Raw genomic sequence first — 26,978 nt, forward strand, 5'->3', positions numbered from 1 at the left:
ATGTTCAAGCAAGAGACGCCATGGGCGTTAATTACGGGAGCTTCCGGTGAGATTGGGCAGGCGATCGGTGCCTACCTGATTGATGCGGGGGTTCCCCTTTATCTGCACTACAATCGAAACGTGGAAAAATTGGAGCCGTTGGTGCAAAAATGCCAGGAGCGGGGCGTTCCGTACGGCATCGTGCAGGCTGATCTACGGGATCCGCAGCAAATTGCTGCGATGTTTGCTCAAATGCAGGTTGCTCCACTTTTGATCGTAAATAATGCCTCTGTGGATGATGTTGGCTTATTTACGGATGTGACGGTCGAGAAATTCGATGAGCTAATCGCACTCAATGTTCGATCCGCTTTCTTGGTATGCCAAGCTGCTGTTCCTGCCATGCTACGCGAGAGGTATGGACGTATCGTCAACATTTCTTCTATTTGGGGACTTACGGGCGGTTCGTGTGAGGTGCTGTATTCTATGACCAAAGGCGCAATCAATACGTTCACCAAAGCACTAGCGAAGGAAATGGCACCAAACGGGATCACGGTAAATGCAGTCGCACCTGGAGCCATTGCTGGTGGGATGATGGAGCGCTTTGCTCCAGATGAAATGGAAATGATCGCGGAAGAAATACCAGCCAACCGTCTCGGACAACCCTATGAGGTGGCTGCAGTCGTGCGGTTTTTGCTGGCGGCGGATTCCAGTTATGTGACGGGACAAGTGATTAGTCCAAACGGTGGATGGTATACGTAGAAGGCCTTATGCATGAATAAAATCCGAGAAATGATGGAATTCTACCTTTTGTGTGGGCAGCAAATCTGTTCGCAACGTACAAAAGGAGGGAATTTCCCTATGTCGATTCTTGACAATTTTAGCGACTGGAAAGCGTTTCTCGGAGATCGTGTAGAACAAGCGAAACAAGCCGGGATGGAAAGTGATACGCTTCAAAATGTAGCTTATCAAATCGGTAGCTATCTGTCTGAGCAAGTAGATCCGAAAAACGATCAGGAGCGTCTGTTGAAACAGCTGTGGGACGCAGGTGATCAGCAGCAGCAACAATCTTTGGCATCACTCATGGTGAAGCTTGTTCAGAATCGCACTGACGCGAACGCTGGCAGTTAGCCATTCAAATCCCCTACTTTTGGGGATTTTTCTTTTCGCGATTGTCGAATGATGCGAACGTGATATACTACATAAGAAGAGAATTCTGGTTGGCGGAGAGGATTGCATATGGAAGCAAAGAAAGAATGGTACATGGAGTATGAGATTGCCCGTAACCGTCCCGGTCTCTTAGGGGACGTATCTTCTATTCTGGGGATGTTGAACATCAATATCGTGACGATCAATGGTGTGGATACCATGCGTCGAGGTATGCTGCTCTTGACCGATGATGATGAAAAAATGGAGGTTTTGCGCAACGTTGTGCAAAAAATGGACAACATAACCATAACGAGGTTACGTCCCCCGACAATGCTGGATCGCTTGGCTGTTCGCCATGGTCGCTATATTGAACGGGATAGCGAGGACAAAAAAACGTTTCGCTTTGTTCGTGAGGAGCTGGGCTTGCTGGTGGATTTCATGGCAGAAATCTTGAAGAAGGAAGGTCACCAGCTCATCGGAATTCGTGGAATGCCTCGTGTAGGGAAGACGGAATCCATGATTGCTGCCAGCGTATCCGCCAATAAACGTTGGACATTCATTTCCTCTACGTTGTTGCGCCAGACGGTGCGTAGCTCCTTAGCCATTGATGAAATGTCTACTGATCATGTATATTTGATAGATGGAATTGTCTCAACGCTGCGATCGACAGAAAAGCACTTTACCTTGCTTCGGGAGATTATGAACTTTCCTGCCGCAAAAATCATTGAGCATCCGGATATATTCGTAAGGGAATCAGAGTACCAACTTGATGATTTCCATTACATTATTGAGCTGCGTCATCATCCGGATGAAGAGATTACATATGAGCTTATCAACAATCGCGGCTTTGATAATTTCGAAATGAATTAAGGAGGGGCAGCTGTGTCTGAGCTAGGTCAAGTCCTGCAAAGGGCCCGCGAAGAAAAAGGAATCACGCTCGACGACATCCAACGTATCACCAAGATACAGCGGCGATATTTGGAAGCCATTGAAAGGGGCCATTTTCACGTGCTTCCTGGCCACTTTTACGCGCGTGCATTTATAAAGAGTTATGCGGAAGCTGTCGGTCTCGACCCAAACCACATCCTGAATCACTTTCAGTCCGATTTGCCGGCCCAGCCACCTACAGAGCAAGTAGAACGACTGCGTCGCAGACGAGTTGCTTCAGCGAACAATCCATTACAAGCAGGTCGATGGGTTACCAAGACCTTGCTGGTATTGTTTATTGCCCTGATTATCGGGGTGATTTATTTCGCTGTCGTCAACAACAACGGAGGTCAGTTGACTCAGCCCGTGCCGAGTGGAACAGTTAACCCTGGAGCGGAAATTGTCACACCTGGCAATGGTGGTGGGGCGTCAACATCTCCGATTGCACAACAACCGAAGCCTCCTTCTATTACCACACCGCCTCCTGAAACAGGAACGAGCACACCTGATTCCGCTACGGAAACTCCTCAGGCAACGATCACATTCGAATCCCAGCAAGGATCGATGTATAACTACTCCTTGCAAGGTGGAGAAAAAATCACAGTTCATCTGAAGGTGAAAGAAGGCACAAGCTGGTTTGGTATTTCGGAAGGAAAAGGCAAAAATTATGTTGACCAGGACACGCTCAAGAAGGATCAGGAAAAAACGATTGAGCTGGGGAAATCCGCTTATATTCGTTTGGGCAAACCGACTGCAGTGGAATTGAAGGTTAACGGGGTCTTGGTAGATACGTCCAAAATGAAGTCAATGCCGTCCAACATTACGATTAAAGTAAAAGAGGCGGTCACCCAGTAGGCAAGCATATGCTTGCCTTTCGTACTTTTGTCTTTTTTGACACTTCCTTTAGGCTTATATTATACTGGATAGGTGTAATATGGGTTGGTGTGACCAATTGGAGGAAAAAAGATGACAGAGAAGGTAGGCACGCGTGAAAAAGTAGCGATTGTTACGCTGGGCTGTGAAAAGAATCTCGTTGATTCGGACATGATGGCCCATCTGATAGATGAAAAAGGTTATGAACTGGTTGATAACCCAGAAGAAGCAACTGTGGTCATCGTCAATACCTGCGGTTTCATCGATGCAGCCAAGGAAGAATCTGTGAATAAGATTCTGGAAATGGGTGAATTGAAGGAATCCGGAAAACTGAAATCGCTTGTAGTGGCAGGCTGTCTCACACAACGTTACAAAGAGGATATCTTGAATGAGATTCCTGAGGTGGACGGCATTGTCGGAACAGGCGATTTTATGTCGATTACAGGTATTATCGAAGAATCTCTAGAGGGCAAGCGACCGATTTTTGTAGGAAATCCCATTTTTACGTACGAAGATGTAGTGAAGCGGAAAGTAAAACAAGGCACGTACACCGCATATATTAAAATTGCCGAGGGCTGCGACAACGCCTGTACGTTTTGCTCGATTCCATTGATGCGTGGGGGATTCCGCAGTCGTACAATCGAGTCCATCGTGGAAGAAGCGCGTCATTTGGCCGCACAAGGGATCGTAGAAGTAAGCTTGATCGCACAAGATTCTACGAACTACGGAACGGATATTTACGATGGAAAACTGATGCTTCCTGAACTATTAAATCGTCTGGCAGAAGTAGAGGGCATCGAGTGGATTCGTCTTCACTATGCATACCCTGGATTTTTCACGGATGAATTAATCCACACCTTTGCGACCAATCCAAAAGTTTGCAAATACGTAGATATGCCTTTGCAGCACTCGGAAGACCATATTCTGAAAAGAATGCGTCGCCCTGGAAGACAGACGGACATTCGTGCGCTGGTAGCAAAAATTCGCGCGCAGGTTCCAGATGTTGCACTGCGTACCTCTTTGATCGTAGGGTTCCCTGGGGAAACAGAGGAAGACTTCGAGCGCCTGAGCGAGTTTGTGAAGGATATTCGCTTTGATCGACTGGGTGTGTTTACGTACTCCAACGAGGATGACACACCAGCCTCCCGTTTGCCTGACCATGTAGACGAAGAGGTTAAGGAAAAGCGTGCGAACATGCTGATGGAAATTCAGCGTGAAGTAGCTGGAGATCGCAACGGACGCTTTGTTGGTCAAGTCTTGGATGTTTTGATTGAACGTTACGAGGGACGTAACGATATTTATGTAGGTCGAACACAGTATGACGCTCCGGAAATCGATGGTGAAGTATTCGTCACTGGTTTTAAAGGCGAACTCGGCACCATTGTTAAAGTAAAAATTACACACTCCTATGAATACGATTTAGCCGGGGAGGTAGTCTAGGTGAATCTCGCCAACCGCATCACCCTCGCCAGGATTTTTCTGGTGCCGGTAGTTATGTTTTTTCTGCTGGTGCGTTACAACATCGGGACATTTTCGATTGGCAGCCTGACGATGACGTATAACGAGCTGATTGCGGCTTTGGTGTTTATCCTAGCAGCCAGTACGGACGGACTCGACGGTTACATTGCACGGAAAAAGAAAATCGTGACGAACTTGGGGAAGTTTCTGGACCCGCTTGCTGATAAGCTGTTAATTTCTGCAGCTCTCATTTCACTCGTAGAGATGCAGCGTCTGGAAGCGTGGATTGCGATTGTCATTATCAGCCGAGAGTTCGCAGTAACGGGTCTACGGCTAGTTGCTGCGGCAGAAGGACAGGTAATTGCTGCGAGTGCATTGGGTAAACTGAAAACATGGGTGCAGATCGTAGCGATTACGGCTGTCATGATTCGCAACTTCCCATTTGAGTTCTTCGGCATTCCGTTCGACGAAGTAGCTACTTGGGCTATGGTGATCATCACGATTTACTCCGGGTACGACTACTTTGCGAAAAATCGTAACGTGATCCAATACTCGTAATGCGGGTATTGGTCTCTTTTTTCACAAGACTCTTCTCTTGAGCGTTTGCAAGTGATAAACTATTAGTTTAGAGGCTTTTCTACTCTCGAAGAGAATGGATGAGGAAGATGAGAGCGGAGATTATCGCGGTAGGTACCGAGCTGTTGCTAGGCCAGATCGCTAATACAAACGCACAGTTTCTTTCTCAGAAGCTGGCGGAAATTGGTGTTGGAGTATACTTTCATACGGTTGTGGGAGACAACACGGAGCGATTGCTACAAGTCATTCGATTGGCATCAGGGCGATCTGATCTCGTCATTTTCACGGGTGGGTTAGGGCCGACTCAAGATGATTTGACGAAAGAAACCTTGGCGGGGCATGTAGGCATTGGATTGGAAACGAATCCAGAGGCCATGGAGAGAATTGAAAAATTCTTTTCGCAACGTGGGATTGTCATGACGGAGAACAATCGTAAGCAGGCGCTGGTGCTTTCGGGCAGCCATGTATTCTCCAATGATTTCGGGATGGCACCGGGGATGGCTATCCGTCATGACAGTAGTGCGTTCGTGCTGTTGCCGGGACCACCAAGTGAGCTGTATCCAATGGTGGAAAATTACGTGATGCCTTACTTGACCGATTTGCTTCCTGAAAAACAAGTGTTTCATTCTCAGGTACTCCGGTTCTATGGAATAGGCGAATCCGCTTTGGAGGAAAAACTGCTCGATCTGATTGAAAAGCAGGACAATCCAACGATCGCGCCATACGCCAAAGAATTCGAGGTAACGCTGCGGATTACGGCAAGAGCTGCTACAGTCGAAGAAGGGGAAGACCTGATATTGCCTGTAGAAAAAGAAATTCTCAGCCGTGTTGGCCAGTATATGTACGGGATGGGCGAGAACTCGTCGTTGCATGATGTGCTGGTTTCTCGGCTGAAAAAGAGTAATGAGACGATTGCTTGTGCAGAAAGCTGCACAGGAGGAGCGATTGCCTCGTTGATTACCTCTGTACCAGGAAGCTCGCAAGTGTTTCGTGGCGGGGTAGTCTGCTACACCAATGAAGTGAAAAATCAGCTGCTTGAAGTACCTGATTCCATTTTGCAAACAGATGGGGCAGTCAGTGAGAAAACAGCTCAATTGCTGGCTGAACATGTGCGAGAAAAGCTGGGAGCTACCTACGGAATTTCTGTTACGGGAGTGGCTGGACCCGATCCTTCCGAGGGCAAGCCTGTTGGTCTTGTTTATGTAGGGATCGCGACAGAAGGAATGCCCACAGTTGTAAAAGAGTTGCGCCTTGCTGGAAGAAGGCAGGCAATCGTTGGGCGTGCCGCCAAATACGCGCTGTTTTATGCGCTGCAAATGCAAAAAGAAAGGTGATTTTTTTCATGACGATTTTTTCCGATTTTCCTTTACATAAATCTATTCTGCAAGCGATTCACGACATGGGCTTCGAGGAGCCATCACCGATTCAGGCAGCTTGCATTCCAAAAGTTCTGGATGGCGGAGACCTGATTGGTCAAGCACAGACAGGTACTGGTAAGACTGCTGCATTCGGGATTCCACTTGTAGAAAAGATCACACCTGCCAATCGAGTACAAGCGATCGTGCTGACCCCAACTCGTGAGCTGGCTATTCAGGTTGCGGGAGAGCTCTTGCGCATCTCGAAATACAACAAAGTTCGTACTTTGCCAATCTATGGCGGACAATCGATTGGCCATCAAATCCGTGCACTACGCCAAGGTGTACAAATCGTCGTAGGTACTCCTGGCCGTGTCATGGACCACTTGCGCCGCAAAACACTGAAGCTGGATCACGTACATACACTTGTTTTAGATGAAGCGGATGAAATGTTGGACATGGGCTTCATTGAAGATATCGAAACGATCATCACACATATGCCGGAAGAGCGTCAAACCTTGCTGTTCTCTGCGACGATGCCGCCGGAAATCAAGCGTTTGGCTACCCGTTACATGAAGCAGCCGCAAACGATCGCGGTTAGCCGTGAAGAAGTAACAGCGCCATTGATCGAACAGGTATACTACAAAGTATTTGATCGTAACAAAGTTGAGAGCCTCTGCCGGATTCTGGACAGTGAGGATGTCGAGCTGGGTATCATTTTCTGCCGCACCAAGCGCGGTGTAGATGAGCTGTCCGAAGTACTGCAATCCCGCGGATATCTTGCGGATGGCTTGCATGGCGACTTGTCGCAGGCACAACGTGACAAGGTCATGAATGCATTCCGTGAGGGCTCGATTGAATTCTTGATCGCGACGGATGTAGCAGCACGCGGTATCGACGTAGGAAACGTTTCTCACGTAATCAACTACGATATTCCGCAAGACTCTGAGAGCTACGTACACCGTATTGGCCGTACTGGTCGCGCAGGTCGCAAAGGAATTGCGATGACCTTGGTTACGCCACGTGAAGTAAGACAAATGATGTTTATCCAAAAGCAGACAAAAGCACAAGTGCTCTCTCGCAATGTACCTTCCCTGGAGGAAGTGGCTGAGCGCAAGCAAGAACAATTGCGCGAACAGTTGACGAGCCTTTTGGAAAGCGATGCAATCGCGGATATGTATCAAAAAGTAGCAGATTCTCTCGTAGGTCAATACCCGGCTGAAAAAGTAGCAGCTGCAGCATTGCACCTGGCGTTCCATACGGAAGCGGGACAAGGTCAAGAAGTAGAAGCGTATAACTTTGGCGAGACGGGTGCAGCAAAAGGCATGGTTCGCTTCTTCCTGAACGTAGGCCGCAATGCGAACATGAAGCCACAGGATTTGGTTCGTGAGATCTCTGAATCTGTTGGTATCCCTGGAAAATCAGTAGGTCGCATCGACATTTTCGAGAACTTCACGTTTGTTGAGGTTCCAGAAGAGGTTGCGGCATTCGTATATGAATCACTGCGTCAAACGCGTATCAATGGAAAACGAATCAATCTGGAGCCTGCAAAGCCTCGCGGAGCGAAGCGTTCCTAATTAGAGAGTATGACAAAGCAGTCATTTCACTGGAAATACCCAGGGAATGGCTGCTTTTTTGTGATGCGAATATTTGTTCGTAAAAAATACTTGGCAAACACTTCTGTCTCGATGTATGATGAAGACAAGCAAAACAGAAGCGAAAAGTTGAAAGGGTGTGTACCATTTGTCAGATCGTCGCGCAGCTTTAGAGAGTGCATTGCGTCAGATAGAAAAGCAGTTCGGAAAAGGTTCCATTATGAAGTTGGGGGAAGTATCCAACATCCAGATTTCTACGGCTTCTAGCGGTGCGCTCGCTCTTGATATCGCACTTGGTGTGGGAGGCTTCCCACGCGGACGGATTGTTGAAATTTACGGCCCAGAGTCTTCGGGTAAGACAACGGTAGCGCTTCATGCGATCGCAGAAGTGCAAAGACAGGGCGGTCAGGCCGCATTTATCGATGCAGAGCATGCCTTGGATCCGGTTTATGCTGCGAAGCTGGGTGTGAACATCGATGAATTGTTGCTGTCTCAGCCAGACACTGGTGAGCAAGCGTTGGAGATTGCAGAGGCGCTGGTGCGTTCTGGTGCGGTAGACATTATCGTAGTCGACTCTGTTGCGGCACTCGTGCCAAAAGCAGAGATCGAAGGCGAGATGGGAGATTCCCACGTAGGTTTGCAAGCACGCTTGATGTCCCAAGCACTCCGCAAGCTGTCCGGTGCCATCAACAAGTCCAAAACAATTGCAATCTTCATCAACCAGCTTCGTGAAAAAGTGGGAGTCATGTTCGGTAACCCAGAAACAACTCCAGGTGGACGCGCATTGAAGTTCTACGCGAGTGTTCGCTTGGACGTTCGTAAAGCGGAATCTATCAAAGTCGGCAACGACATTTTGGGAAGCAAGACGAAGATCAAAGTTGTCAAAAATAAAGTGGCTCCACCATTTAAGGTTGCAGAAGTGGACATCATGTACGGTGAAGGTATTTCCAGAGAAGGTAGCATTCTCGACATCGGTTCTGAGATCGATGTGGTTCAGAAGAGTGGTGCTTGGTATTCCTTCAATGAAGAGCGTCTCGGCCAAGGTAGAGAGAATTCGAAAGTGTTCCTGAAGGAGAATCCGCACATTGCGTTGCAGATCGAAACAAAGGTGCGCGAATACTTCAGCCTTAATCCTGGCTCTGTGCCAGAAGCTGAGGCAGTACATGACCCAGAGCAAGATGAAGAACCTACATTTGATCTGGAGTAATGAAGAGTAGAAGAGCAGCCTGTCGATGAGACAGGCTGTTATTTTAGCTTTGCAAAGGAGTGAATCATCATGAAGAGCGGCCTGATCACTGCCGTTCATCGAGATATCAAACAAAAGCAACGCTACCATATTGATGTAGAAGGCGAGTATGCGATTACCGTACACGAAGACATACTGGTAAAGTACAACCTATTTAAGGGAACAGAATTAGATGAAGCTTTTTGCCGAGAAGTCCTGGTAGCAGAAGAAAAGCATAAAGCGTATTTAGGTGCTTTGCGATACCTCGGCATACGCCCACGGACAAGCAACCAGCTGCATTCTTATTTGGTGGAGAAGGGATTTTCTACGCAGATTGCTGAAGAGATATGCCAGCGCTGCAGGGATCACGGCTACATCGATGATGAAGCATTTGCGAAGCAATGGGTAGACGAGCGATTGCGTTTGAAGCCGAGGAGCCCTTATATGCTGCGTATGGAGCTTACCCAGCGCGGAGTAGATAGAGCGATTGTAGAGGACGCTGTCCGTGGCGTGTCTAGGCAGGCTGAACTAGATGCTGCCCGCGCATTGATAGAGAAGAAGGCACGACGCATAGAGGGCGCACCGACCCCTGATGAAGAACGCAAGCTGCTGTCCATGCTGATGCGCAAGGGATTCTCTCATGCCATCATTCAACAAATGCGTGAAGAATTGCGTCATAGAAGCGATAGTTAGGGCTAACTCTATTTGCATGATCTTGACAATTCTTGTTCACAAATAATAAAATAGGTTTGTATTTACTTGGTGTATCATATCTTTTTGCGATTTGCTCACTCGTTGCCTATGGAACAACTGAAAAACCGTGCGAAAGCTGTACGGATTCAGCGGACCGAGTAAAATCGGTCTTGTTTTTTAGCCGAATGTTCAAATGTGAGAGCACTCCATGAAAAACAAATGCTTGGAAAGCGGGGAGATTTCTTACAATAAGGAGGTGAAACGAAAAAGCTTATGGATCCTATACTTACTGTTGTCATTGTGCTCGTTGCCCTGCTAATCGGCTTGGGTGCAGGCTACTTCACTCGTAAATCGATTGCGGAAGCGAAGATCTCCAGTGCAGAAGAAGCTGCACGACAGATCGTGGAGGAAGCCAAACGGGACGCCGAGGCCGTTAAGAAAGAGAAGGTGCTGGAGGCTAAGGATGAAGTGTTCAAGCTTCGATCCGAAGCGGAAACCGAATTGCGTGAGAGACGCAATGAGATCCAGCGTCAGGAACGACGAATTCTGCAAAAAGAAGAATCGTTGGACCGCAAGATGGAACAGTTAGAGCGCAAGGAAGAAGAATTGTCTGAGCGTGACCGTGCCATCGCAGAACTGCAAAGCAAGGTAGAGCACTTATATAAAGAACAAGTATCAGAGCTAGAACGTATCTCCGGCTTGACGCAGGATGAGGCGAAAACGATCATTCTCACGGATGTCGAGAATACCGTTCGTCATGAAATGGCTGTGATGATCAAGGAGATTGAGACTCAGGCCAAGGAAGAAGCGGACAAGCGTGCTCGTGAGATCATTACGACCTCCATTCAACGTTGCGCAGCAGACCACGTAGCAGAAACAACTGTTTCCGTGGTTACACTGCCAAATGATGAGATGAAGGGACGTATTATCGGACGCGAAGGACGTAACATTCGTGCCCTGGAGACGTTGACTGGTATCGATCTGATTATTGATGATACACCAGAAGCAGTCATCCTGTCTGGCTTCGACCCGGTTCGTCGGGAAATTGCCAAGACAGCGTTGGATAAACTGGTCGCAGACGGTCGCATTCACCCAGCTCGCATCGAGGAAATGGTGGAAAAAGCGCGTCGCGAAGTAGACGAGCGAATCCGTGAATACGGTGAGCAAGCGACGTTTGAAACAGGTGTTCACGGCTTGCATCCAGATCTGATCAAGATTCTTGGACGCTTGCGTTATCGTACAAGCTACGGTCAAAACGTACTGAAGCACTCTATGGAAGTGGCACATCTCGCCGGTTTAATGGCGGCAGAACTAAAAGAAGATGTGAAGCTGGCCAAACGTGCAGGTTTGCTGCATGATATCGGAAAAGCGATTGACCATGAAGTAGAAGGTTCACACGTTGAAATCGGTGTAGAACTGGCGAAGAAGTACAATGAGCATCACGTTGTAGTGAACAGTATTGCTTCTCATCACGGTGATACCGAACCAACTTCCGTCATTGCTATGCTCGTGGGAGCTGCCGACGCTCTGTCTGCTGCACGCCCAGGTGCACGCCGTGAGACATTGGAAACATATATCAGACGTTTGGAGAAACTGGAAGAAATCTCTGAGTCGTTCGATGGCGTAGAAAAGTCTTATGCGATTCAAGCAGGACGCGAAATTCGCGTGATGGTTCAACCTGATAAGATTGACGATGCGGAAGCTACCCGTCTGGCACGGGATATCACGAAACGAATTGAAAATGAACTTGACTACCCAGGTCATATCAAAGTAACGGTTATCCGTGAAACACGGGCAGTTGAGTATGCAAAGTAAAGTGGCTGCGTGCCACTTTACTTTTTTTATAGCGCAATGAAGGACTCACCAAATGCTTGACGAAGTCAAGTTTTCTAATGAGCAGAGGAATTGTGTATACTAGCAATGAGGTGATTTGGTAATGAAGTTGTTATTCATTGGAGATATTATGGGTTCGCCTGGCAGAGAAATCGTGAAAACATATTTGCCGTTGCTGAAACGAAAATACAGCCCTACCTTTATCGTAGCGAACGGAGAGAACGCTGCGCATGGTCGCGGGATTACGGAGAAAATCACCAAGGAACTTTTCGAGTGGGGCGTTCAAGCGATTACGCTCGGGAATCATACGTGGGATCAAAGAGAAATTTTCGATTTTATTGATGATGAGCCGCGGATGATTAGACCCGCGAACTTCCCAGCAGGGGCTCCTGGTAAAGGAATTACATATATCAAACAACCTGAAGGTGAACTAGCCGTCATTAATTTGATGGGGCGAACGTTCTTGCCACCGCTCGATTGTCCGTTCCAGATGGCTGACAAGCTAGTAGAGCAAGCACGGAAGCGCACGAAGCTCATTTTTGTAGACTTTCATGCGGAAGCCACATCGGAAAAGCAAGCAATGTCATGGTATCTCGATGGGAAGGTAACAGCGGTTGTGGGGACACATACCCATGTGCAAACCGCGGATGAACGTATTTTGCCTCAAGGTACTGGATTTTTGTGTGATGTAGGAATGTGTGGCCCGAGTAATGGCATTTTGGGGATGGAGCGCGAAGCTGTTATTAAGAAATTTTTGACGCAGCTCCCTGTTCGCTTTGAGGTAGCGCCAGATCCTGCGCAATTGAATGCGGTGCTGATTACCCTGGATAAAACGACTGGACATACGAAAAAAATGGAGCGAATCAGAATTGACTCTGACCATCCATTTATGGAATAATGGGATTAAGATTAGAATTTTTTGAATCTTTCAAGTGAGTTAGCAGGAATTTTTAGGGGTTATGCGAATATCATTCTAATGATGACAGGATTCCTATCAGACGGGAGGTTCAAAAAGGATGGAAGTATTAAAAGTTTCAGCAAAGTCTAACCCCAATTCCGTTGCTGGTGCCCTTGCCGGAGTTCTTCGTGAACGAGGCGCAGCTGAGATCCAAGCCATAGGCGCTGGGGCGCTTAATCAAGCTGTGAAGGCCGTAGCAATCGCACGAGGGTTCGTAGCGCCGAGTGGAGTTGACCTCATTTGTATTCCAGCCTTTACCGACATCGTGATTGATGGAGAAGAGCGAACTGCAATCAAATTAATCGTAGAACCCAGATGATACAACTGCAAATGCTTCACCTGCCTGTTTGTTCGAAGAATGAACAGGTTTTTTCGTTTGTCCAGAAGTATGATCGGCATGGTTATCGAAAAGAAGGAGCGTCTCCATCTGAAAATCCTTGATGCGCATAGCGATGTGTTATGCAAGTTATGGCAGAATCCCGAGTTGGACTTTTATTAAAGAAGACAAGCTCTTACAAACTGGTTTTGCCGCTCTTGAAAAAGGGAATGTAGACATACAAGTGCTAGCCTGTTTCGTCCCTTAACAGGTGCCGCTTGGACGTCGTTTTCATACTGTACTAGAAATGATCGATATATTTTATCAAAAGGTAGCGAGTGATCAATTCCGGCCCATTTACACAAAGGCAGATTTGGCTGAACGGGTATTAAAGGGAGAGAAAGGGGCTATTCTGTTTGTAGAAGGCGCGCACGCATTAGAAGAGAGTATGGTTCAGCTACGTACGTGGTTCCGGCTTGGTGTACGAGGCATGACTCTGACATGGAATCATGGCAATGCCCTAGCGAGTGGAAACGGAGAGCCGAATCCAGGTGGACTTACTTTATTTGGACGAGAAGTCATAGACGAAATGAATCGGCTGGGGATGATCATTGATGTTTCGCATTTGGCTCCGATTTTGATGGCATCATCAAGACATTTGGAGACATGACAGCCGCAGCAGGTTACGCCCAGTTACTAGAAGCTTTGCTAAAACGTTATAAAGAGGCGGAAGTATTGAAATTTGTGCAAGGAAATTGGTTGCGTGTTTTCGGAAACGTGCTACAATAAAGCATGAGGATATTAATGTACCAAGTTCAACATTAAAATTCAGGTCAAAAGTAAGTTGAGTAAAAGCACTTGCAATTTGACATGGACAGGACTACAATTGTTACTGTCTATGCACAGAAATGTCACATCTTATCAGTCTTTTCAAGGTGTGATAGGCAGCTTTTCTCACAGTCACTGAAAGGGTGGAATCTGAATGATTAGTCAACTTTCCTGGAAAGTTGGAGGACAGCAAGGGGAGGGCATCGAGAGTACTGGTGAGATTTTCTCGATGGCAATGAACCGGATGGGTTACCATCTGTATAGCTACCGTCACTTCTCTTCCCGTATTAAGGGTGGACACACGAACAATAAAATTCGCGTGAGCACAACGCCAATGCGTGCGATCTCTGACGATCTGGACATTCTCGTAGCGTTTGACCAAGAGACGATCGATTTCAATGCGCATGAGCTGCGTGAAGGCGGCATCATTATCGCGGATGCGAAATTTAATCCAAAGTTGCCGGACGGCTTGAAGCCAGTTCGCTTCTTCACTGTACCATTGACTGAGATCGCTGATGAGCTGGGAACTTCCCTGATGAAAAACATGGTGTCGATTGGTGCTTCCAGTGCCATCCTCGGCATTTCAGTGGAAAGCTTCCGTCCCATCGTTGAAGATATGTTCCTCCGCAAGGGCGAAAAAGTGGTTGAAAAGAACATGGATGCCATTCGCCGCGGATTTGACTTTGTAAATGAATTGACTGGTGGTCAACTGCCTGAGTTCCAAATGGATAAGGCTGATCCACAAAAACAACTGTTCCTCATCGGTAACGATGCGATCGCTCTGGGTGCTGTAGCAGCGGGCTGCCGTTTCATGCCAGCTTACCCGATCACACCTGCTTCCGAGGTAATGGAATACTTGATTAAAAAGCTGCCTAAATTGGGCGGTACTGTTATCCAAACAGAAGACGAGATCGCTGCTATCACGATGGCAATCGGTGCTAACTTCGCGGGTGCTCGTTCCTTGACTGCTTCTGCAGGTCCTGGTCTGTCCCTGATGATGGAAGCGATTGGTCTGGCTGGTATCACGGAAACACCAGTTGTAATCGTGAACACTCAGCGTGGTGGCCCATCTACCGGTATGCCTACCAAAATCGAGCAATCCGATGTGAATGCTATGATCTATGGTACGCATGGTGACATTCCAAAAGTAGTTATCGCGCCAAGCACAGTAGAAGAGTGCTTCTACGATGCAGTTGAAGCGTTTAACATTGCGGAAGAATACCAATTGCCTGTTATCCTGATGACAGACTTGACTCTGTCCTTGGGTAAACAAACCGTTGTTCCATTTGACTATAGCAAAGTAGAAATCCGCCGCGGAAAACTGCTTGCTGGACAAGAATTGCCAGAAAAAGAGCAAAACGACCTGTTCAAACGTTATGAAGTAACAGAAGACGGCGTTTCTCCTCGTGTTATTCCTGGTCAAAAATACGGTTTGCACCACGTAACTGGTGTTGAGCATGATCAAACTGGTCGTCCATCTGAGAATGCTGCAAACCGTATTCAACAAATGGATAAACGTATGCGCAAAATGGAAGGCGTACTGAAAAACTTCAAAGGCGCTGTAACAGCAGATGCTCCTCACGCTGATGCGGATGTTCTGGTTGTGGGTATCAACTCCACAATTGGTACCATTCAAGAAGCAAAAAGCCGTTTGGAACAAGAGGGAATGAAAGTAAACCATGCACAAATCCGTTTGCTGCATCCGTTCCCAACTGAAGAAATTAAAGCACTCGTAGATAAAGCGAAGAAAGTTGTTGTTGTTGAGCACAACGCTCAAGCGCAAGTAACAAGCTTGCTCAAACAACACGTTGGAAACGCTGAAAAAATCGAATCCGTGCTCAAATATGACGGTAACCCATTCCTGCCGAAGGAAATCTATGCTGAAGTGAAGGAGCTGGTAAAACATGGCGACTATGAAAGAGTTTCGAAATAACGTAAAGCCAAACTGGTGCCCAGGCTGTGGAGACTTCTCCATCCAAGCTGCTATTCAACGCGCTGCAGCGAGCGTTGGTCTGGAACCTGAAAATCTGGCGGTTATTTCCGGTATCGGTTGTTCTGGTCGTATTTCCGGTTACATCAACTGCTATGGTTTCCACACGATTCACGGGCGTTCCCTGCCAATCGCACAAGGTGTGAAAATGGCGAACCGCGAGCTGACAGTTATTGCAGCTGGTGGTGACGGGGATGGATTTGCGATCGGTATGGGTCATACTGTACATGCTATCCGTCGTAACATGAACGTAACTTACATCGTAATGGATAACCAAATTTACGGTCTGACAAAAGGTCAAACCTCCCCGCGTTCCGCGACAGGTTTCGTGACCAAGTCTACACCGGCAGGTTCCATCGAGTCCTCCATTTCTCCAGTTGAACTGGCGCTGTCTGTTGGTGCGACATTCGTTGCTCAATCCTTCTCCAGCGATCTGAAGGGCTTGACTGAACTGATCGAAAAAGGTATCCAACACGAAGGCTTCTCCTTGATCAACGTATTCAGCCCTTGTGTAACCTACAACAAGGTAAACACGTACGACTGGTTCAAAGAGAACATCGTACCAGTAGACACGATCGAAGGATACGATCCACATGACCGTATCAAAGCAATGTCTACTTCCATGCAACACAAAGGCCTGATTACGGGTCTGATCTACCAAAACACTGAGCAAAAACCTTATGAAGCACTCGTTAACGGCTTCAAAGAACAAGGTTTGGTTAACCAAGACATTCGCTTGTCTGAAGAAGACTTCGAAAAATTGGTTAAAGAATTTGCTTAAGTTTGATAGAGTGAAAAACCTCTCCTTTACGGGAGAGGTTTTTTTGTTATATTCGATCGCGCCACTGCCTGTACACGAGCATGACAAGGAAAAAGACGACCAATTGACCAAAGAGTGGATAGAGGAAGCGGAGGAGCGAGCTAAATCCGATAAAACTGATCATATAGCATATTAGTAAAATCCCGAGTAAAATAGTCGGACCTCGAAGGGGGGTAACTTGTCTAATTTGTTGGGCGAGACCAAAAACATTGGCCACAAGAGTCGAGAAAATTTCGGCATACACCAATAGAGAGAACAAAAAGGGAATGGTCGGCCCCAAGCCTTGCAGAACAGCAATCATAGGCATTTCCGCGTGATGGATTCCCGGCATTTTTACAGAAAGAGAAGCATAAGCGAGCAAGAGCAGAAGGCCTATTCCTACTCCTCCTATGACTCCCCCTAGGATAAGAGGTTTCTCACTCGTACTCTGTCTCCCCATCGGAATCAAAACCGCTTGTGTAAGCGTGACATTTAAGGCAACATAATAAAAGGGAGAACTAAGCCACGCCCAAGGTCGTAACGATTCAACGACGACATTCGTATCTAACCATGGCTTGGTATAAAGGAAGACAAGTATAGTAAAGCCAATGAGCATCGGAACAAAAATGCTGTTCACGTGATGGATGGCAAACAGCCCTTTTTTCGTTACGAAAAAAATCAAAATCATGCTAAGCCAAATGCCGATTTGGGGGGACAATTGAAAAGACTCCCAAAATATTGCACCGGTAGCAGCGAGCATGACGGAGGTAGTGCCTAACAATACGGTTAAAAGCAAGGTATTAAATACGGTTCCAAACGGATGTCCAAATAAATAGGTGCTGACTTCTTGATAGGAATCGGCCTGAATCCGATAGGCTATCAGCATGACGCGGATGCCGGCCCAAATAAACAGCATCGTCGCGAGAATAATTCCTACTAAGCCTTGTGTTCCATATTGAACAAAGAACTCTACAATTTCTTTGCCAGAGGCAAAACCAGCTCCTACGACTGTCCCAATATACGTAAAAGCGATCTGCCATGCGGCTCTCCATGTTCCTTGCATCTCAGACCTCCTGTCCCACCTTATTCCATCCTATGAAAGGGAGTGAACCGAATATGCGCGTTACCGTGTTAGGCTATCAATCTCCTTATCCTGGTCCAGGTGGTGCTACTCCGGGTTACCTGATTGAGACAGACCGTGTCAAAATTCTTCTCGACTGCGGCAGCGGTGTTCTTTCGCAGTTAGGCAAGTATTCGCCCATTTATGAGCTGGACGCTATGCTTTTGTCTCACTACCATCATGATCATGTTGCGGATGTAGGAGTGATGCAGTACGGTTTGATGGTTCATCAATTATTTGGCCAAAGACCTGCTGACAAGCCGCTTCCGATCTACGCTCCAGCGCTGCCAGTGGTCAATGCCCAGACATTGGTGTATCGAGATGCGACCACATTTACCCCCATCACCGAAGAAATGTCTGTTACCATTGGGGATGTAGCGATCACTTTTTTACGGACAGACCATGGTGACGGAGATCCATGCTACGCCATGCGCTTGGAAGCAAACGGACGTGTCCTCGTATACGGAGCTGATAGCGGACCAGGTACAGCCTGGGAGGGGTTTGCAAGTCACGTGGATTTGTTTATTTGCGAGGGGACCTATTTGGATTACAATTTACCAGCGAAGCCAAATGGTCACCTGTCTGTTCGCCAAGCGGCAGAACTGGCCCAATCCCTATCCTGCCGCTCTTTATTAGTCACGCATTTGTTTTACGGCTATGATGAGTTTCAAGTAATCGCGGAGGCCAATGCCTTTGGTGCAGGTCCAGTTTATGCGGCGCGCATCGGCCTGCAAATCGATTTATAACGTTGTTTGTGTACATAGAGAGGAGAGCTGACTGTGTTTCCAAATGTATTAGAAGTCGCACGCAAATTAATCCGTGAACGGGTACAAGTGGGAGAAACGGTTGTAGACGCCACGATGGGGAATGGAAATGACACCTTATTTCTTGCGCAATTGGTGCAAGAAGAAGGGAGAGTAATCGCCTTCGATATTCAGCCGCAGGCGATCGAGAAAACGCGAGAGAGACTCGAGAGAGAAGGTCTGGCGAAAAGGGTAGAAATGAAGCTCGCCAGTCATGAGGACATTGACCAACTGGAGATTAGTGCCGCGGCGATCATGTTTAATTTGGGCTATTTGCCGGGTGGAGACAAAGAAATCACAACACAAGCGAGCAGTACCATTCAGGCGATTCAATCAGGGCTGAGGGTCCTCAGACCTGGCGGAATCATGACGGTCATGATTTACTGGGGGCATCCGGCGGGAGAGACGGAAAAAGAGACAGTGGAAGCATTTTGCCATGAGCTGAGTCAATTGGATTATCTGGTTTTGAAATACCAATATATCAATCAGCAAAATCAAGCACCGTTTTTACTGGCCATCGAACGCAGGGGACAATAAAAAGAAGCCAAGGCGATACTTTCCCGGGCAAGCGCAGCATCCGACATCATTCCTTTGGAAAAGCAAACATTTTGTCAGGTAGCGGAAAGGTGTACAAAAATAGGCACGCTCTTGCCCTTTCTGGCACATACCCTATGTAGAGCAATGTGGTAAGGGGGATCTATGTGGACAGAATCGGGATAATGTTGGATTGGGCCCTTATGGAGAAAGGAATTCATGGCATCAAGTCATATGAGCGTCTGCCTTATTATGTCGAAATCGGTAAAGAGCTTGGATTGGAGCCTGTTTTTTTCCATCCGCGGCATGTGAAACCAGGAGATGAGAGGGTCAAAGGATATTTTTGGAACGGAAACCGACTCGTCTCACAACTGGTTTCAGTCCCGCGGGTCATCCACAATCGTGTTCTGACAGGTGACGCAATAGCACGCAATGTGATTCGAAGACTGAGCCAAAAGAAGACGGTGTTCAATGGCTTGGTTGTACGGGATAAGAGAAAAGTACACCAGATGCTCTGGAAAAACGAACAGATTCGCAGCTATCTGCCGCATACAGTGCCTTATTCCATGGAGCAGTTGCGTCTGTTCTTGGATAAATACCAGGTGGTGTACGTGAAGCCGTCGATTGGATCAGTCGGAATTGGGGTTGCAAGAATTGAACGACACGGAGGCAACTATCACTTCATTGCATCGAAAAAACGGCAGATTCTATCTCATTCGCAGATACTTTCCACTGTGCGACGTTGGGTCGGTAACAAAAGATTTTTGATCCAGCGAGGAATTCCTCTGGCGTACTATGGAGGCAAAACGTTTGATATTCGTGTTTCGGTGCAGAAAAACAAAGAGAAACAATGGACTGTGAGCGGGATGGTTGCCAAGGTCGCCAATAAGAAAAACAAGCTGAGCAATCTCTCTCGAGGTGGGACAGCGGTGCCGTTTTCGGAAGCTTTGGTACCAATCTTTCCTGAGATGAAACAACAACAAGCAGTTATCGAAAGAGTTGGCATAGCGGCGGTGGAAATTGCGAAGCAGTACGGTCGGCATTTTTCATCATTGGCAGACTTAGGCATGGATATGGGAATTGACGAGCGAGGCAATCCGTATTTAATTGAAGTCAATGTACGTGATCAGCGCTATTCTTTTTTCAAAGCTGGAGAGAAGGCGATGTTTAAACAAACGTACCGTCATCCACTGGAATATGCGCAGACATTACTCACTGAAAAAAAGAAACGGAAACATCAGCTTCTATCGCCAAGCCCTTTGCTCTAAAGCAGTAACGCAGAAGAATGCAAAAAAGACGGTGGCATTTATTGCCCCGTCTTTTCGTATGGTTGTGACCTTATGATTCTGCCGGCTGTTGTTGATCAGCCAAAGGAAAGGGTAGATTGCGAAAGTGACGATATACCAAAGCCAATATGGATTTTCGAGTCAAAATTCCTTGGAAATATTGCTCGTCGTCTTCAATGCAGACGAAAGGGTGATTAATGGACACTTCCAATGCTTTCAAATATTCATCGGTGTCACGTAATCGAGGGACCTTCGTATCCATCACATCATCTACAATATGTTCGGACATACGCTCGGTCTCAAAACGTTCCAAACCTAGAGTCTTATTCATGATCATATTCGTGCTGATTAACCCATGCAAACGATACTGATGATCCAATACTGGAACGGCTGAATAGCCGGACTTGATAAGGACTAGCAAGGCGTGCTCAAGCGAATTACCTAACTGCACATGTGCGACCTTTGTGGACGCGATTATGAGGTCTTTGATCGGAATATGTAACAATGGGATCTCCTGATTCATCCAGATCCACCACCTTTTCTTTCTATCGTCTATAGCAGTAAGAACTGCCTGTGGTCCTCTTCTATGATACCGTAAGCGAGGTACAAACGGTAGGTCTACATGAAGAAAACTTGGCGTCGCCAAGCCTTTTGCGGGGAATTGGACGAAAAAAGCCCGGCAGTTACGCCAGGCAAGTAATCGAGGTGTGGAACAATTGTCCCTAGTCCTAGTATGCAAGATCAAGCTGTTTATTACATTAGGAGTTTAGAGGAAACCAGTTTCCACTTTAGGCTTTATACATTTGATTTTTGAAAATGGGTTTTGCTCCCACACTCTTTTTACGATTGAGCCAAAAGGACAAGGTCGTCAGCTCGTAGAGGAAAATGCACAGTGGCGGTGTAATGACGAACATCCCGAATACCAATAACGGTGTCGACCAGCCTAGTCGATGAATGACGTAGCTTTGCAGTAAGAACAAGATCAACGGATGAACCAAATAGATAGCCATATTTTGTTTGGCCAACCGGGCAAGCCACGGACCGAGTTTAGGTAGTTTGCCGAGATAACTGGATGCAGGGTAAAAGCTGATAATCACACAGAGAGTGTAAACCAAGTAAAGCGGTTCGAAAATATTCATGCTCTCGTAATAGCTTTTAGAGCCGGAAAGATAGCTGTACGCCATCCAAACGGCTGCACTTGCCATCACAACGATAGAAGGTATCTGAAGGCGTCTCATCCACGTCCGCCATTTATCCACATTCATCCCAGCATAAGCACCGAGTGCAAAAGTAAATACGTACATGAAAACATAGTGCTGTCCGTAAACATAGCTGTGTTTCATGAGGGACAGGAATGGGTTTGCAGCCCAATCAATGGCCCATAACGGTCTAATGAACAAATAGTGGTAGAGAACGTACAGACCAGCCTGTCCAATAAACAGGGCGATTATCCAGCGGAAGTTCAAGTAGCGTTCCATCCACGGTTTGATCAGGCAAAACAACAAGCACAATTGCAAGTAAAGCGGAATGTAGTACAGGTGGTAGAATGAGCTACCTGTAAACAGACTATCGAAAAACGGTCCTACCAGCACGGCCGGATCAAAGGTTTGGTGCTTAAAATACGTGAAGATGGCTGTCCAGATTACGTAAGGCAAAACAACTGCGCGCCAGCGTTTTTTCCAGAAGGCACTCCAATCCAGTTGTCGGTTCTGATACCAGTAAAACAGCAGCATTCCGGTTGCAAATATAAACAAAGAGCGACCGAATTTTAACAAGATGATTAGAACGGCTTGCAAATCACTATTCCACGGATAAACCTTCTCGTTAGAGAGAAAAAAACTGAGGGTGTGGATCATCAAGACAGTAAGAGCCCCAAAAACAAAAAGGGCATTCAGATCCTGAAACGTCCCCTTTCGATTGCTATTCATAATTCCTCCAGAATTTTACCGGCAGCACCTGGAGAATCAAAAGCAGGTAAAATGCCCGTTATTCGGGTAAGTGCCAGTCAGGTGCGGCCAGTTCTTTTGCGGTATAAGAAAATAAGTGTAATCGTTGCGACAAATGGTGCCTCGAATCTGTCACTAACTCATTTTGCACATAAAAGGGGGTAGGTGATACAGCCCACTCCGAACGGATTGCCTCCAATAGACGTGTTTTTACATCATCCATGGTTGCCAATTTTCCAGTCAAACTCGCAATGCTGCCAACTGTTGAAGCATCGATGGAAGGAATTGGCTTATGGCTTTGCATTTCATCCAAACCGGCGAGATGGTAAAAGCGCTCCATCCATTCCCCTCTTGGCCGATCGTCGACGTTGATGCACAACTGCAAAATAGAGCCGTGTCGCGTGCGTCTTTGTGCCATACCTCCGATTTTTTTACCGTGAATGGAAAAATCGTATTCCCCTGCACAGTAGGAGCCTGTCACTTCTCCAAATTCCAGCTTCCCGTAATCACGCAGGCCCACATCAAGAAGCTGGGCTACAAACGAGAAGAAGGAGTCAATCGAAATCGAAGTGTCAGGCAATAAACAAGCCATATTGAGTACGCCAGCATCAAGCGGAACACAAGCTCCACCAGAAGAGCGAAGAACACAACCAAAGCCATCTTGACCGAACTTACGCAAGGCTTTCTGTAGATGAGGAAGCTTGGCGTCTCTGCGTCCGAGATACAGCGCCTGATCGTACACCCAGAGATGAATGACAGGGCTAGCTGATTCTGAATTCATACTGGCTGCCAACGCTTCATCCCGGATTAAAGGCTCAAGTGGACTATCCTGGTAAGTACCGGAGTCCATCCAGCGAAATGGCTGATTAACAGAAAATGACATAGAAAGACCCCTTCAACAGGACAAGAATAGCTACCATTATACATCTGAAATGCGTTTATTTCTACGTTTTCGCTATCTTTTTTCCATTTGGTAGAACATACATAACATGCAGAGTGAAAAAATACCCGACAGGCCATGATAGCTTGTCGGGTCAAAATATGGTTCTTTATTTGGTCTCCTTGAAGGAGAAATTGTCCAGATAGGTTGTTTTGCGAGGCGCGTTTTCAGTTGCCTCTTCTTGCAGATACAGACCAAGCTTTGTTCCTTCTTGTTTCACATACTGTTGACCGAACAAGTATTGATCGTTCAAGTAAATGGAAACAGTGTTCTCGTTAACTTCTACTTTTAAGCGATTGCTGGATTTCAGCTTGTAGGAGCTAGAAGTAATGATGTCAATATCGTCTTCTTCGACATCATTCACTTTTCCTAAAACAACGCGATCTTTTTGGACAAATACAACATTGGCTTTTCCGTCTTTACCGTTGAAGTAAAGGCCTCCTAAACCTTCGCTGCCTACGACATTGACATCGACGCTCAATTCGTATTTCTTAACTTTGTCAGACTCATTCCAATTCAATGGCAGGAAGTAGTGATCCAGATCATCGTCATCGGATTCAGCTGTCACTTGTTTGCTAGCGACCTCCCAGTTTCCTGTCGCTTTGTCTGTATTCCAGTTTTTCAATTTGGAATCAGAGAAGGAGTCGCTGATATTGATTCGCTCTGGTTCTGGCTGAGGTTGCGGTTTACCAGGGGTAGGGAAAACGATTTTGATCTCATCATCATCGTCACGATCCAAAATAGCGCGATAGAGCAAAGAAGCAGCTTCCGCACGGGTAATCGGATCTTGTGGACGGAAATTGCCATTGTACCCTTTCATCAGATCGGTTTGGATCGCAATCGCAAGATACGGACGCAGAGCTGACGAAATATCGTCGTAATCACGGAACTTTTTCAATTGATCCAAGTCGGCTTTGTACTTTTGATCGTAGCCCAACAGGCGTACCAATGCGACAGCAATGTCTTCACGTACTGCCGCTTGATCTGGCTTATACGTGTAGGTTGACCCGGATTTGTATCCAGTCAAATAAGGCTTGGCGTATTCTACATACAGAAATGCCCAGTGATGACGCGGTACATCTTTAAAGGTTTGGTCGACGTAGCGTTTGTTTATATCTACATCTGCTGCTGCGATCATAATTTTGGCAAATTCAGCGCGGGTAACCTCATTGTTCGGTCTAAATGTCCGATTGTCGTACCCTTTGATGATCCCTTTTGCCGCCATCTCCGTAATTTCCTTGTATGCCCAATGGCTACGTGGAACGTCTGAGAACGAAGGAGTGGAAGCGGCACCGACGACCGGGATAACCGTCAAGAACATTAACACCGACAAAAATAAGGCTAGTGCTCTTTTCATGTTGACCTCCTCAAAATAGCAATGTAGTTTTTGTTGACTGCTATTCAGACGGCGAGTGGGCTTGTATTGTTGCAGGAGAAAAAGAAAATAGGAAAAAAGACGGAGGAAGCTCATGCTTGTTTGATTGGAAGGGGTGTCCAAGCCAGAGTCGATCATATTTGAAAGAGCGTTGAAGCGGCTGCGAATGCTGCCATTCATCGGCAATATTTCCAGACTGGCTTTTGCAGTGCCCAATTAGCGGGGGAGATGACACTCTCCTACATTCAGCAGATAGTTGCTATTACACGTCGTACATATTTTGCCTCATTATGGTTATTAAGCATTAGCTTTTGTATCACCCAAAATGCTATAATTCTTTATTGGTTACTTATGTAGATGATTTTAGCTGAGGTGATACATGATGAAGGAAACAAAAGAGGCGACTGTGGACTTAAAATCCGTTAAGTCTCCAAAGAAAACGGAAGACTATGCGAAATACTTCCAGGCCCCCTCTCTGAAAGATGCGAAAAAGCGCGGTAAGGAAGAGATTTTAGTCCATTACGATTTTAATATCCCAGAAGACATGCAGAGCATCGGAAAAGGAAAGCGTTATCACGTTCGTACGTATGGCTGCCAAATGAACGAGCATGATTCGGAAACGATTTCTGGTATCTTGCAGGCAATGGGCTATACCTCCTCTGATTCTGTTGAAGATGCAGATGTCATCCTATTTAACACCTGTGCGATCCGCGAAAACGCAGAGGATAAAGTATTCGGAGAGCTCGGTCACATGAAGCGGCTTAAGAATAACAACCCGAATTTGATCCTCGGTGTTTGCGGCTGTATGTCCCAAGAAGAGAAAGTCGTCAAGAAAATCTTGAAAAGCTACCAGCAGGTCGACTTGATTTTTGGAACGCACAATATTCACCGTCTGCCAGAACTGTTGCGCGATGCGATGTTCAGCAAAGAAATGGTGATTGAGGTTTGGTCCAAAGAAGGCGATATCGTCGAAAATATGCCGAAGCTGCGCGAAGGAAACACCAAGGGCTGGGTTAATATCATGTACGGCTGTGACAAGTTCTGTACGTACTGTATCGTGCCGTATACGCGCGGAAAAGAGCGCAGCCGACGTCCAGAAGATGTTATCGCGGAAGTGCGTGATCTCGCTCGCCAAGGCTTTAAAGAAATCATGCTTCTTGGACAAAACGTCAATGCATACGGGAAAGATTTTGAGGACATCGAGTACGGTTTTGGTGACCTGATGGACGAGGTCCGCAAGATCGATATCCCGCGTGTGCGCTTCACGACAAGTCATCCGCGCGATTTTGACGACCACTTGATCGAGGTGCTGGCAAAAGGCGGCAACCTGGTGGAACAAATCCATTTGCCTGTCCAATCCGGTTCGACAGAAGTACTCAAGCGGATGGCGCGCAAATACACGCGTGAGCATTATCTGGAGCTCGTTCGCAAAATCAAGGACGCAATCCCGAATGTCTCGCTTTCTACCGATATTATTGTTGGCTTCCCAGGCGAAACTGATGAGCAGTTCGAAGATACCATTTCGATGGTGGAAGAGGTAAAGTACGATTTTGCGTACAGCTTCATTTACTCTCCGCGAGAAGGTACACCGGCTGCTGTCATGGAAGACAACGTTCCGATGGAAGTGAAAAAAGCCCGCTTGTATCGACTCAATGAAATCTTGGGTCGCATTAGTCTGGAGCAGAACAAAAAACTCCAGGATCAGGTTGTCGAGGTACTTGTGGAAGGCGAATCGAGGACGAATGCGGAAGTGCTTGCGGGTCGTACGCGTACGAACAAGTTGGTCCATTTCACCGGAGACAAATCCTTGATCGGACAGTATGTGCACATAAAAATTACAGATGCGAAAACGTGGACACTCCACGGAGAGCTCGTATCCAAAGTTGAGGTGTAAGTCATTATGGAACAAACAAACGCATATACACAGAAAGAAATTCTCGATAAAGCTCGCGAATTGGCAGCTATGATCGCGCGTACGAATGAAGTTGATTTCTTCAAACGTGCTGAACTGCAAATCAAGCACAATGAACGGGTGCAAGATTTGATTGATACATTGAAGCAGAAGCAAAAGCAAATGGTGATGTTTGAATCCATCAACAAGCCGGAACTGGTGAAAAAAGTGGAAGACGAGTACAACCAATTGCATGAGGAATTGGATGCCATTCCAATCGTGACGGAATTCAAGCAATCGCAGGTCGATGTGAACGATCTTTTGCAAATGGTTACGAATGTGATCACGAACACCGTTTCGGAGCGTATTATTTTGGATACAGGCGGAAACCCATTGACTGGAGAGACGGGTGGCGGTCCTGAGAAGAAAAAATCTGGCGGCTGCTGCTCCTAATTCTTGATAGAAAGTCTTCCTGGCGCTGTTTTGATGAATACCCAACAACTTTCCCAAATATAAGGTGGTTGTTTGCACG

General features: G+C 46.7%; 27 protein-coding genes. 22 read left to right on the top strand and 5 right to left on the bottom strand.

The features are described 5' to 3' along the window. From ymfI to C7R93_RS19420, 17 genes are all read left to right on the top strand, one after another. Positions 1–738, top strand: a complete 738-nt coding sequence (gene ymfI / locus C7R93_RS19345) for an elongation factor P 5-aminopentanone reductase (protein ID WP_106840344.1) — start codon at positions 1–3, stop codon at positions 736–738. Positions 739–837: 99 nt separating this feature from the next. Further along, positions 838–1,107 (top strand): DUF3243 domain-containing protein, encoded by a 270-nt coding sequence (locus C7R93_RS19350; protein WP_106840345.1) that lies wholly within the window; start codon positions 838–840, stop codon positions 1,105–1,107. Between the two features lie 108 nt (positions 1,108–1,215). Next, positions 1,216–1,995 (top strand): YmfK family protein, encoded by a 780-nt coding sequence (locus C7R93_RS19355; protein WP_016743377.1) that lies wholly within the window; start codon positions 1,216–1,218, stop codon positions 1,993–1,995. Between the two features lie 12 nt (positions 1,996–2,007). Next, positions 2,008–2,907 carry a helix-turn-helix domain-containing protein gene (locus C7R93_RS19360; protein WP_106840346.1) on the top strand — a complete coding sequence of 300 codons (900 nt, stop codon included), beginning with the start codon at positions 2,008–2,010 and terminating at the stop codon, positions 2,905–2,907. 111 nt (positions 2,908–3,018) lie between these two features. Next, positions 3,019–4,365 carry a 30S ribosomal protein S12 methylthiotransferase RimO gene (rimO, locus tag C7R93_RS19365; RefSeq protein ID WP_106840347.1) on the top strand — a complete coding sequence of 449 codons (1,347 nt, stop codon included), beginning with the start codon at positions 3,019–3,021 and terminating at the stop codon, positions 4,363–4,365. Continuing rightward, on the top strand, positions 4,366–4,941 hold the full coding sequence (gene pgsA / locus C7R93_RS19370) for a CDP-diacylglycerol--glycerol-3-phosphate 3-phosphatidyltransferase (protein ID WP_048033396.1): 576 nt from the start codon (positions 4,366–4,368) through the stop codon (positions 4,939–4,941). Positions 4,942–5,048: 107 nt separating this feature from the next. Continuing rightward, positions 5,049–6,293 carry a competence/damage-inducible protein A gene (locus C7R93_RS19375; RefSeq protein ID WP_146142435.1) on the top strand — a complete coding sequence of 415 codons (1,245 nt, stop codon included), beginning with the start codon at positions 5,049–5,051 and terminating at the stop codon, positions 6,291–6,293. Positions 6,294–6,301: 8 nt separating this feature from the next. Continuing rightward, positions 6,302–7,891: a DEAD/DEAH box helicase gene (locus C7R93_RS19380; protein ID WP_088908052.1), complete on the top strand. Its 1,590-nt coding sequence runs from the start codon at positions 6,302–6,304 to the stop codon at positions 7,889–7,891. A 166-nt stretch (positions 7,892–8,057) separates the two neighbouring features. Continuing rightward, positions 8,058–9,116: a recombinase RecA gene (gene recA, locus C7R93_RS19385; protein WP_106840349.1), complete on the top strand. Its 1,059-nt coding sequence runs from the start codon at positions 8,058–8,060 to the stop codon at positions 9,114–9,116. A 69-nt stretch (positions 9,117–9,185) separates the two neighbouring features. After that, positions 9,186–9,827, top strand: a complete 642-nt coding sequence (locus tag C7R93_RS19390) for a RecX family transcriptional regulator (RefSeq protein ID WP_106840350.1) — start codon at positions 9,186–9,188, stop codon at positions 9,825–9,827. A 273-nt stretch (positions 9,828–10,100) separates the two neighbouring features. Next, positions 10,101–11,642, top strand: a complete 1,542-nt coding sequence (gene rny, locus C7R93_RS19395; RefSeq protein ID WP_106840351.1) for a ribonuclease Y — start codon at positions 10,101–10,103, stop codon at positions 11,640–11,642. A gap of 121 nt (positions 11,643–11,763) precedes the next feature. After that, positions 11,764–12,558: a TIGR00282 family metallophosphoesterase gene (locus tag C7R93_RS19400; RefSeq protein WP_106840352.1), complete on the top strand. Its 795-nt coding sequence runs from the start codon at positions 11,764–11,766 to the stop codon at positions 12,556–12,558. A gap of 118 nt (positions 12,559–12,676) precedes the next feature. Beyond that, positions 12,677–12,937 (top strand): stage V sporulation protein SpoVS, encoded by a 261-nt coding sequence (gene spoVS, locus C7R93_RS19405; RefSeq protein WP_003385776.1) that lies wholly within the window; start codon positions 12,677–12,679, stop codon positions 12,935–12,937. A 304-nt stretch (positions 12,938–13,241) separates the two neighbouring features. Then, positions 13,242–13,604, top strand: coding sequence for a membrane dipeptidase (locus tag C7R93_RS30725; RefSeq protein WP_244191583.1), 363 nt, complete (start codon positions 13,242–13,244; stop codon positions 13,602–13,604). Then, complete coding sequence (locus C7R93_RS30730; RefSeq protein ID WP_244191584.1) at positions 13,601–13,723, top strand: membrane dipeptidase; 123 nt, start codon at positions 13,601–13,603, stop codon at positions 13,721–13,723. The genes C7R93_RS30725 and C7R93_RS30730 overlap by 4 nt, the downstream gene beginning before the upstream one ends. A gap of 193 nt (positions 13,724–13,916) precedes the next feature. Next, positions 13,917–15,695, top strand: a complete 1,779-nt coding sequence (locus tag C7R93_RS19415) for a 2-oxoacid:acceptor oxidoreductase subunit alpha (protein WP_106840353.1) — start codon at positions 13,917–13,919, stop codon at positions 15,693–15,695. Then, on the top strand, positions 15,667–16,533 hold the full coding sequence (locus C7R93_RS19420) for a 2-oxoacid:ferredoxin oxidoreductase subunit beta (RefSeq protein WP_106840354.1): 867 nt from the start codon (positions 15,667–15,669) through the stop codon (positions 16,531–16,533). Before C7R93_RS19415 ends, C7R93_RS19420 begins: the two co-directional genes overlap by 29 nt. A gap of 46 nt (positions 16,534–16,579) precedes the next feature. On the opposite strand, the gene C7R93_RS19425 is transcribed toward C7R93_RS19420, so the two are convergent. Next, positions 16,580–17,614, bottom strand: a complete 1,035-nt coding sequence (locus C7R93_RS19425; protein ID WP_106840355.1) for a YkvI family membrane protein — start codon at positions 17,612–17,614, stop codon at positions 16,580–16,582. 53 nt (positions 17,615–17,667) lie between these two features. Here C7R93_RS19425 and C7R93_RS19430 point away from each other — a divergent pair, with 53 nt between their 5' ends. From C7R93_RS19430 to C7R93_RS19440, 3 genes are all read left to right on the top strand, one after another. Continuing rightward, positions 17,668–18,417 carry an MBL fold metallo-hydrolase gene (locus C7R93_RS19430; RefSeq protein ID WP_106840356.1) on the top strand — a complete coding sequence of 250 codons (750 nt, stop codon included), beginning with the start codon at positions 17,668–17,670 and terminating at the stop codon, positions 18,415–18,417. A gap of 33 nt (positions 18,418–18,450) precedes the next feature. Then, positions 18,451–19,011 (top strand): tRNA 5-(aminomethyl)-2-thiouridylate-methyltransferase MnmM, encoded by a 561-nt coding sequence (gene mnmM, locus C7R93_RS19435; RefSeq protein WP_106840357.1) that lies wholly within the window; start codon positions 18,451–18,453, stop codon positions 19,009–19,011. Between the two features lie 164 nt (positions 19,012–19,175). After that, positions 19,176–20,276 carry a YheC/YheD family endospore coat-associated protein gene (locus C7R93_RS19440; protein WP_106840358.1) on the top strand — a complete coding sequence of 367 codons (1,101 nt, stop codon included), beginning with the start codon at positions 19,176–19,178 and terminating at the stop codon, positions 20,274–20,276. Between the two features lie 70 nt (positions 20,277–20,346). On the opposite strand, the gene cbpB is transcribed toward C7R93_RS19440, so the two are convergent. The 4 genes from cbpB to C7R93_RS19460 all read right to left on the bottom strand — a co-directional run bounded on the left by cbpB (position 20,347) and on the right by C7R93_RS19460 (position 24,537). Beyond that, positions 20,347–20,817 (bottom strand): cyclic-di-AMP-binding protein CbpB, encoded by a 471-nt coding sequence (gene cbpB, locus C7R93_RS19445; protein WP_106840359.1) that lies wholly within the window; start codon positions 20,815–20,817, stop codon positions 20,347–20,349. A 265-nt stretch (positions 20,818–21,082) separates the two neighbouring features. Further along, positions 21,083–22,222, bottom strand: coding sequence for an acyltransferase (locus C7R93_RS19450; protein ID WP_106840360.1), 1,140 nt, complete (start codon positions 22,220–22,222; stop codon positions 21,083–21,085). A gap of 58 nt (positions 22,223–22,280) precedes the next feature. After that, positions 22,281–23,123 (bottom strand): lipoate--protein ligase family protein, encoded by an 843-nt coding sequence (locus tag C7R93_RS19455; RefSeq protein ID WP_106840361.1) that lies wholly within the window; start codon positions 23,121–23,123, stop codon positions 22,281–22,283. Between the two features lie 166 nt (positions 23,124–23,289). Further along, the gene (locus C7R93_RS19460; protein ID WP_106840378.1) at positions 23,290–24,537 is read right to left on the bottom strand and encodes an S-layer homology domain-containing protein; all 1,248 of its coding nucleotides are present in this window, start codon (positions 24,535–24,537) and stop codon (positions 23,290–23,292) included. A 400-nt stretch (positions 24,538–24,937) separates the two neighbouring features. On the opposite strand from C7R93_RS19460, the gene miaB reads away from it, so the two are divergent. Further along, positions 24,938–26,449, top strand: a complete 1,512-nt coding sequence (miaB, locus tag C7R93_RS19465; RefSeq protein ID WP_106840362.1) for a tRNA (N6-isopentenyl adenosine(37)-C2)-methylthiotransferase MiaB — start codon at positions 24,938–24,940, stop codon at positions 26,447–26,449. A gap of 6 nt (positions 26,450–26,455) precedes the next feature. Continuing rightward, positions 26,456–26,899 (top strand): YlbF/YmcA family competence regulator, encoded by a 444-nt coding sequence (locus C7R93_RS19470; protein WP_106840363.1) that lies wholly within the window; start codon positions 26,456–26,458, stop codon positions 26,897–26,899. Positions 26,900–26,978 lie beyond the last annotated feature (79 nt).

The organism is Brevibacillus fortis (assembly GCF_003013395.1).
Taxonomy (GTDB): Bacteria; Bacillota; Bacilli; order Brevibacillales; family Brevibacillaceae; genus Brevibacillus; species Brevibacillus fortis.

Excerpts from the sequence above, each read along its gene's own strand:
- C7R93_RS19380 (WP_088908052.1), top strand. The coding sequence starts at position 6,302 with ATGACGATTTTTTCCGATTTTCCTTTACATAAATCTATTCTGCAAGCG.
- C7R93_RS19470 (WP_106840363.1), top strand. The coding sequence starts at position 26,456 with ATGGAACAAACAAACGCATATACACAGAAAGAAATTCTCGATAAAGCT.
- C7R93_RS19425 (WP_106840355.1), bottom strand. The coding sequence starts at position 17,614 with ATGCAAGGAACATGGAGAGCCGCATGGCAGATCGCTTTTACGTATATT.
- C7R93_RS30730 (WP_244191584.1), top strand. The coding sequence starts at position 13,601 with ATGACAGCCGCAGCAGGTTACGCCCAGTTACTAGAAGCTTTGCTAAAA.
- C7R93_RS30725 (WP_244191583.1), top strand. The coding sequence starts at position 13,242 with ATGATCGATATATTTTATCAAAAGGTAGCGAGTGATCAATTCCGGCCC.
- miaB (WP_106840362.1), top strand. The coding sequence starts at position 24,938 with ATGAAGGAAACAAAAGAGGCGACTGTGGACTTAAAATCCGTTAAGTCT.
- rny (WP_106840351.1), top strand. The coding sequence starts at position 10,101 with ATGGATCCTATACTTACTGTTGTCATTGTGCTCGTTGCCCTGCTAATC.
- C7R93_RS19420 (WP_106840354.1), top strand. The coding sequence starts at position 15,667 with ATGGCGACTATGAAAGAGTTTCGAAATAACGTAAAGCCAAACTGGTGC.
- C7R93_RS19415 (WP_106840353.1), top strand. The coding sequence starts at position 13,917 with ATGATTAGTCAACTTTCCTGGAAAGTTGGAGGACAGCAAGGGGAGGGC.
- C7R93_RS19455 (WP_106840361.1), bottom strand. The coding sequence starts at position 23,123 with ATGTCATTTTCTGTTAATCAGCCATTTCGCTGGATGGACTCCGGTACT.
- ymfI (WP_106840344.1), top strand. The coding sequence starts at position 1 with ATGTTCAAGCAAGAGACGCCATGGGCGTTAATTACGGGAGCTTCCGGT.
- spoVS (WP_003385776.1), top strand. The coding sequence starts at position 12,677 with ATGGAAGTATTAAAAGTTTCAGCAAAGTCTAACCCCAATTCCGTTGCT.
- C7R93_RS19460 (WP_106840378.1), bottom strand. The coding sequence starts at position 24,537 with ATGAAAAGAGCACTAGCCTTATTTTTGTCGGTGTTAATGTTCTTGACG.
- C7R93_RS19355 (WP_016743377.1), top strand. The coding sequence starts at position 1,216 with ATGGAAGCAAAGAAAGAATGGTACATGGAGTATGAGATTGCCCGTAAC.
- C7R93_RS19375 (WP_146142435.1), top strand. The coding sequence starts at position 5,049 with ATGAGAGCGGAGATTATCGCGGTAGGTACCGAGCTGTTGCTAGGCCAG.
- C7R93_RS19450 (WP_106840360.1), bottom strand. The coding sequence starts at position 22,222 with ATGAATAGCAATCGAAAGGGGACGTTTCAGGATCTGAATGCCCTTTTT.
- rimO (WP_106840347.1), top strand. The coding sequence starts at position 3,019 with ATGACAGAGAAGGTAGGCACGCGTGAAAAAGTAGCGATTGTTACGCTG.
- C7R93_RS19430 (WP_106840356.1), top strand. The coding sequence starts at position 17,668 with ATGCGCGTTACCGTGTTAGGCTATCAATCTCCTTATCCTGGTCCAGGT.
- C7R93_RS19400 (WP_106840352.1), top strand. The coding sequence starts at position 11,764 with ATGAAGTTGTTATTCATTGGAGATATTATGGGTTCGCCTGGCAGAGAA.
- cbpB (WP_106840359.1), bottom strand. The coding sequence starts at position 20,817 with ATGAATCAGGAGATCCCATTGTTACATATTCCGATCAAAGACCTCATA.
- C7R93_RS19350 (WP_106840345.1), top strand. The coding sequence starts at position 838 with ATGTCGATTCTTGACAATTTTAGCGACTGGAAAGCGTTTCTCGGAGAT.
- C7R93_RS19390 (WP_106840350.1), top strand. The coding sequence starts at position 9,186 with ATGAAGAGCGGCCTGATCACTGCCGTTCATCGAGATATCAAACAAAAG.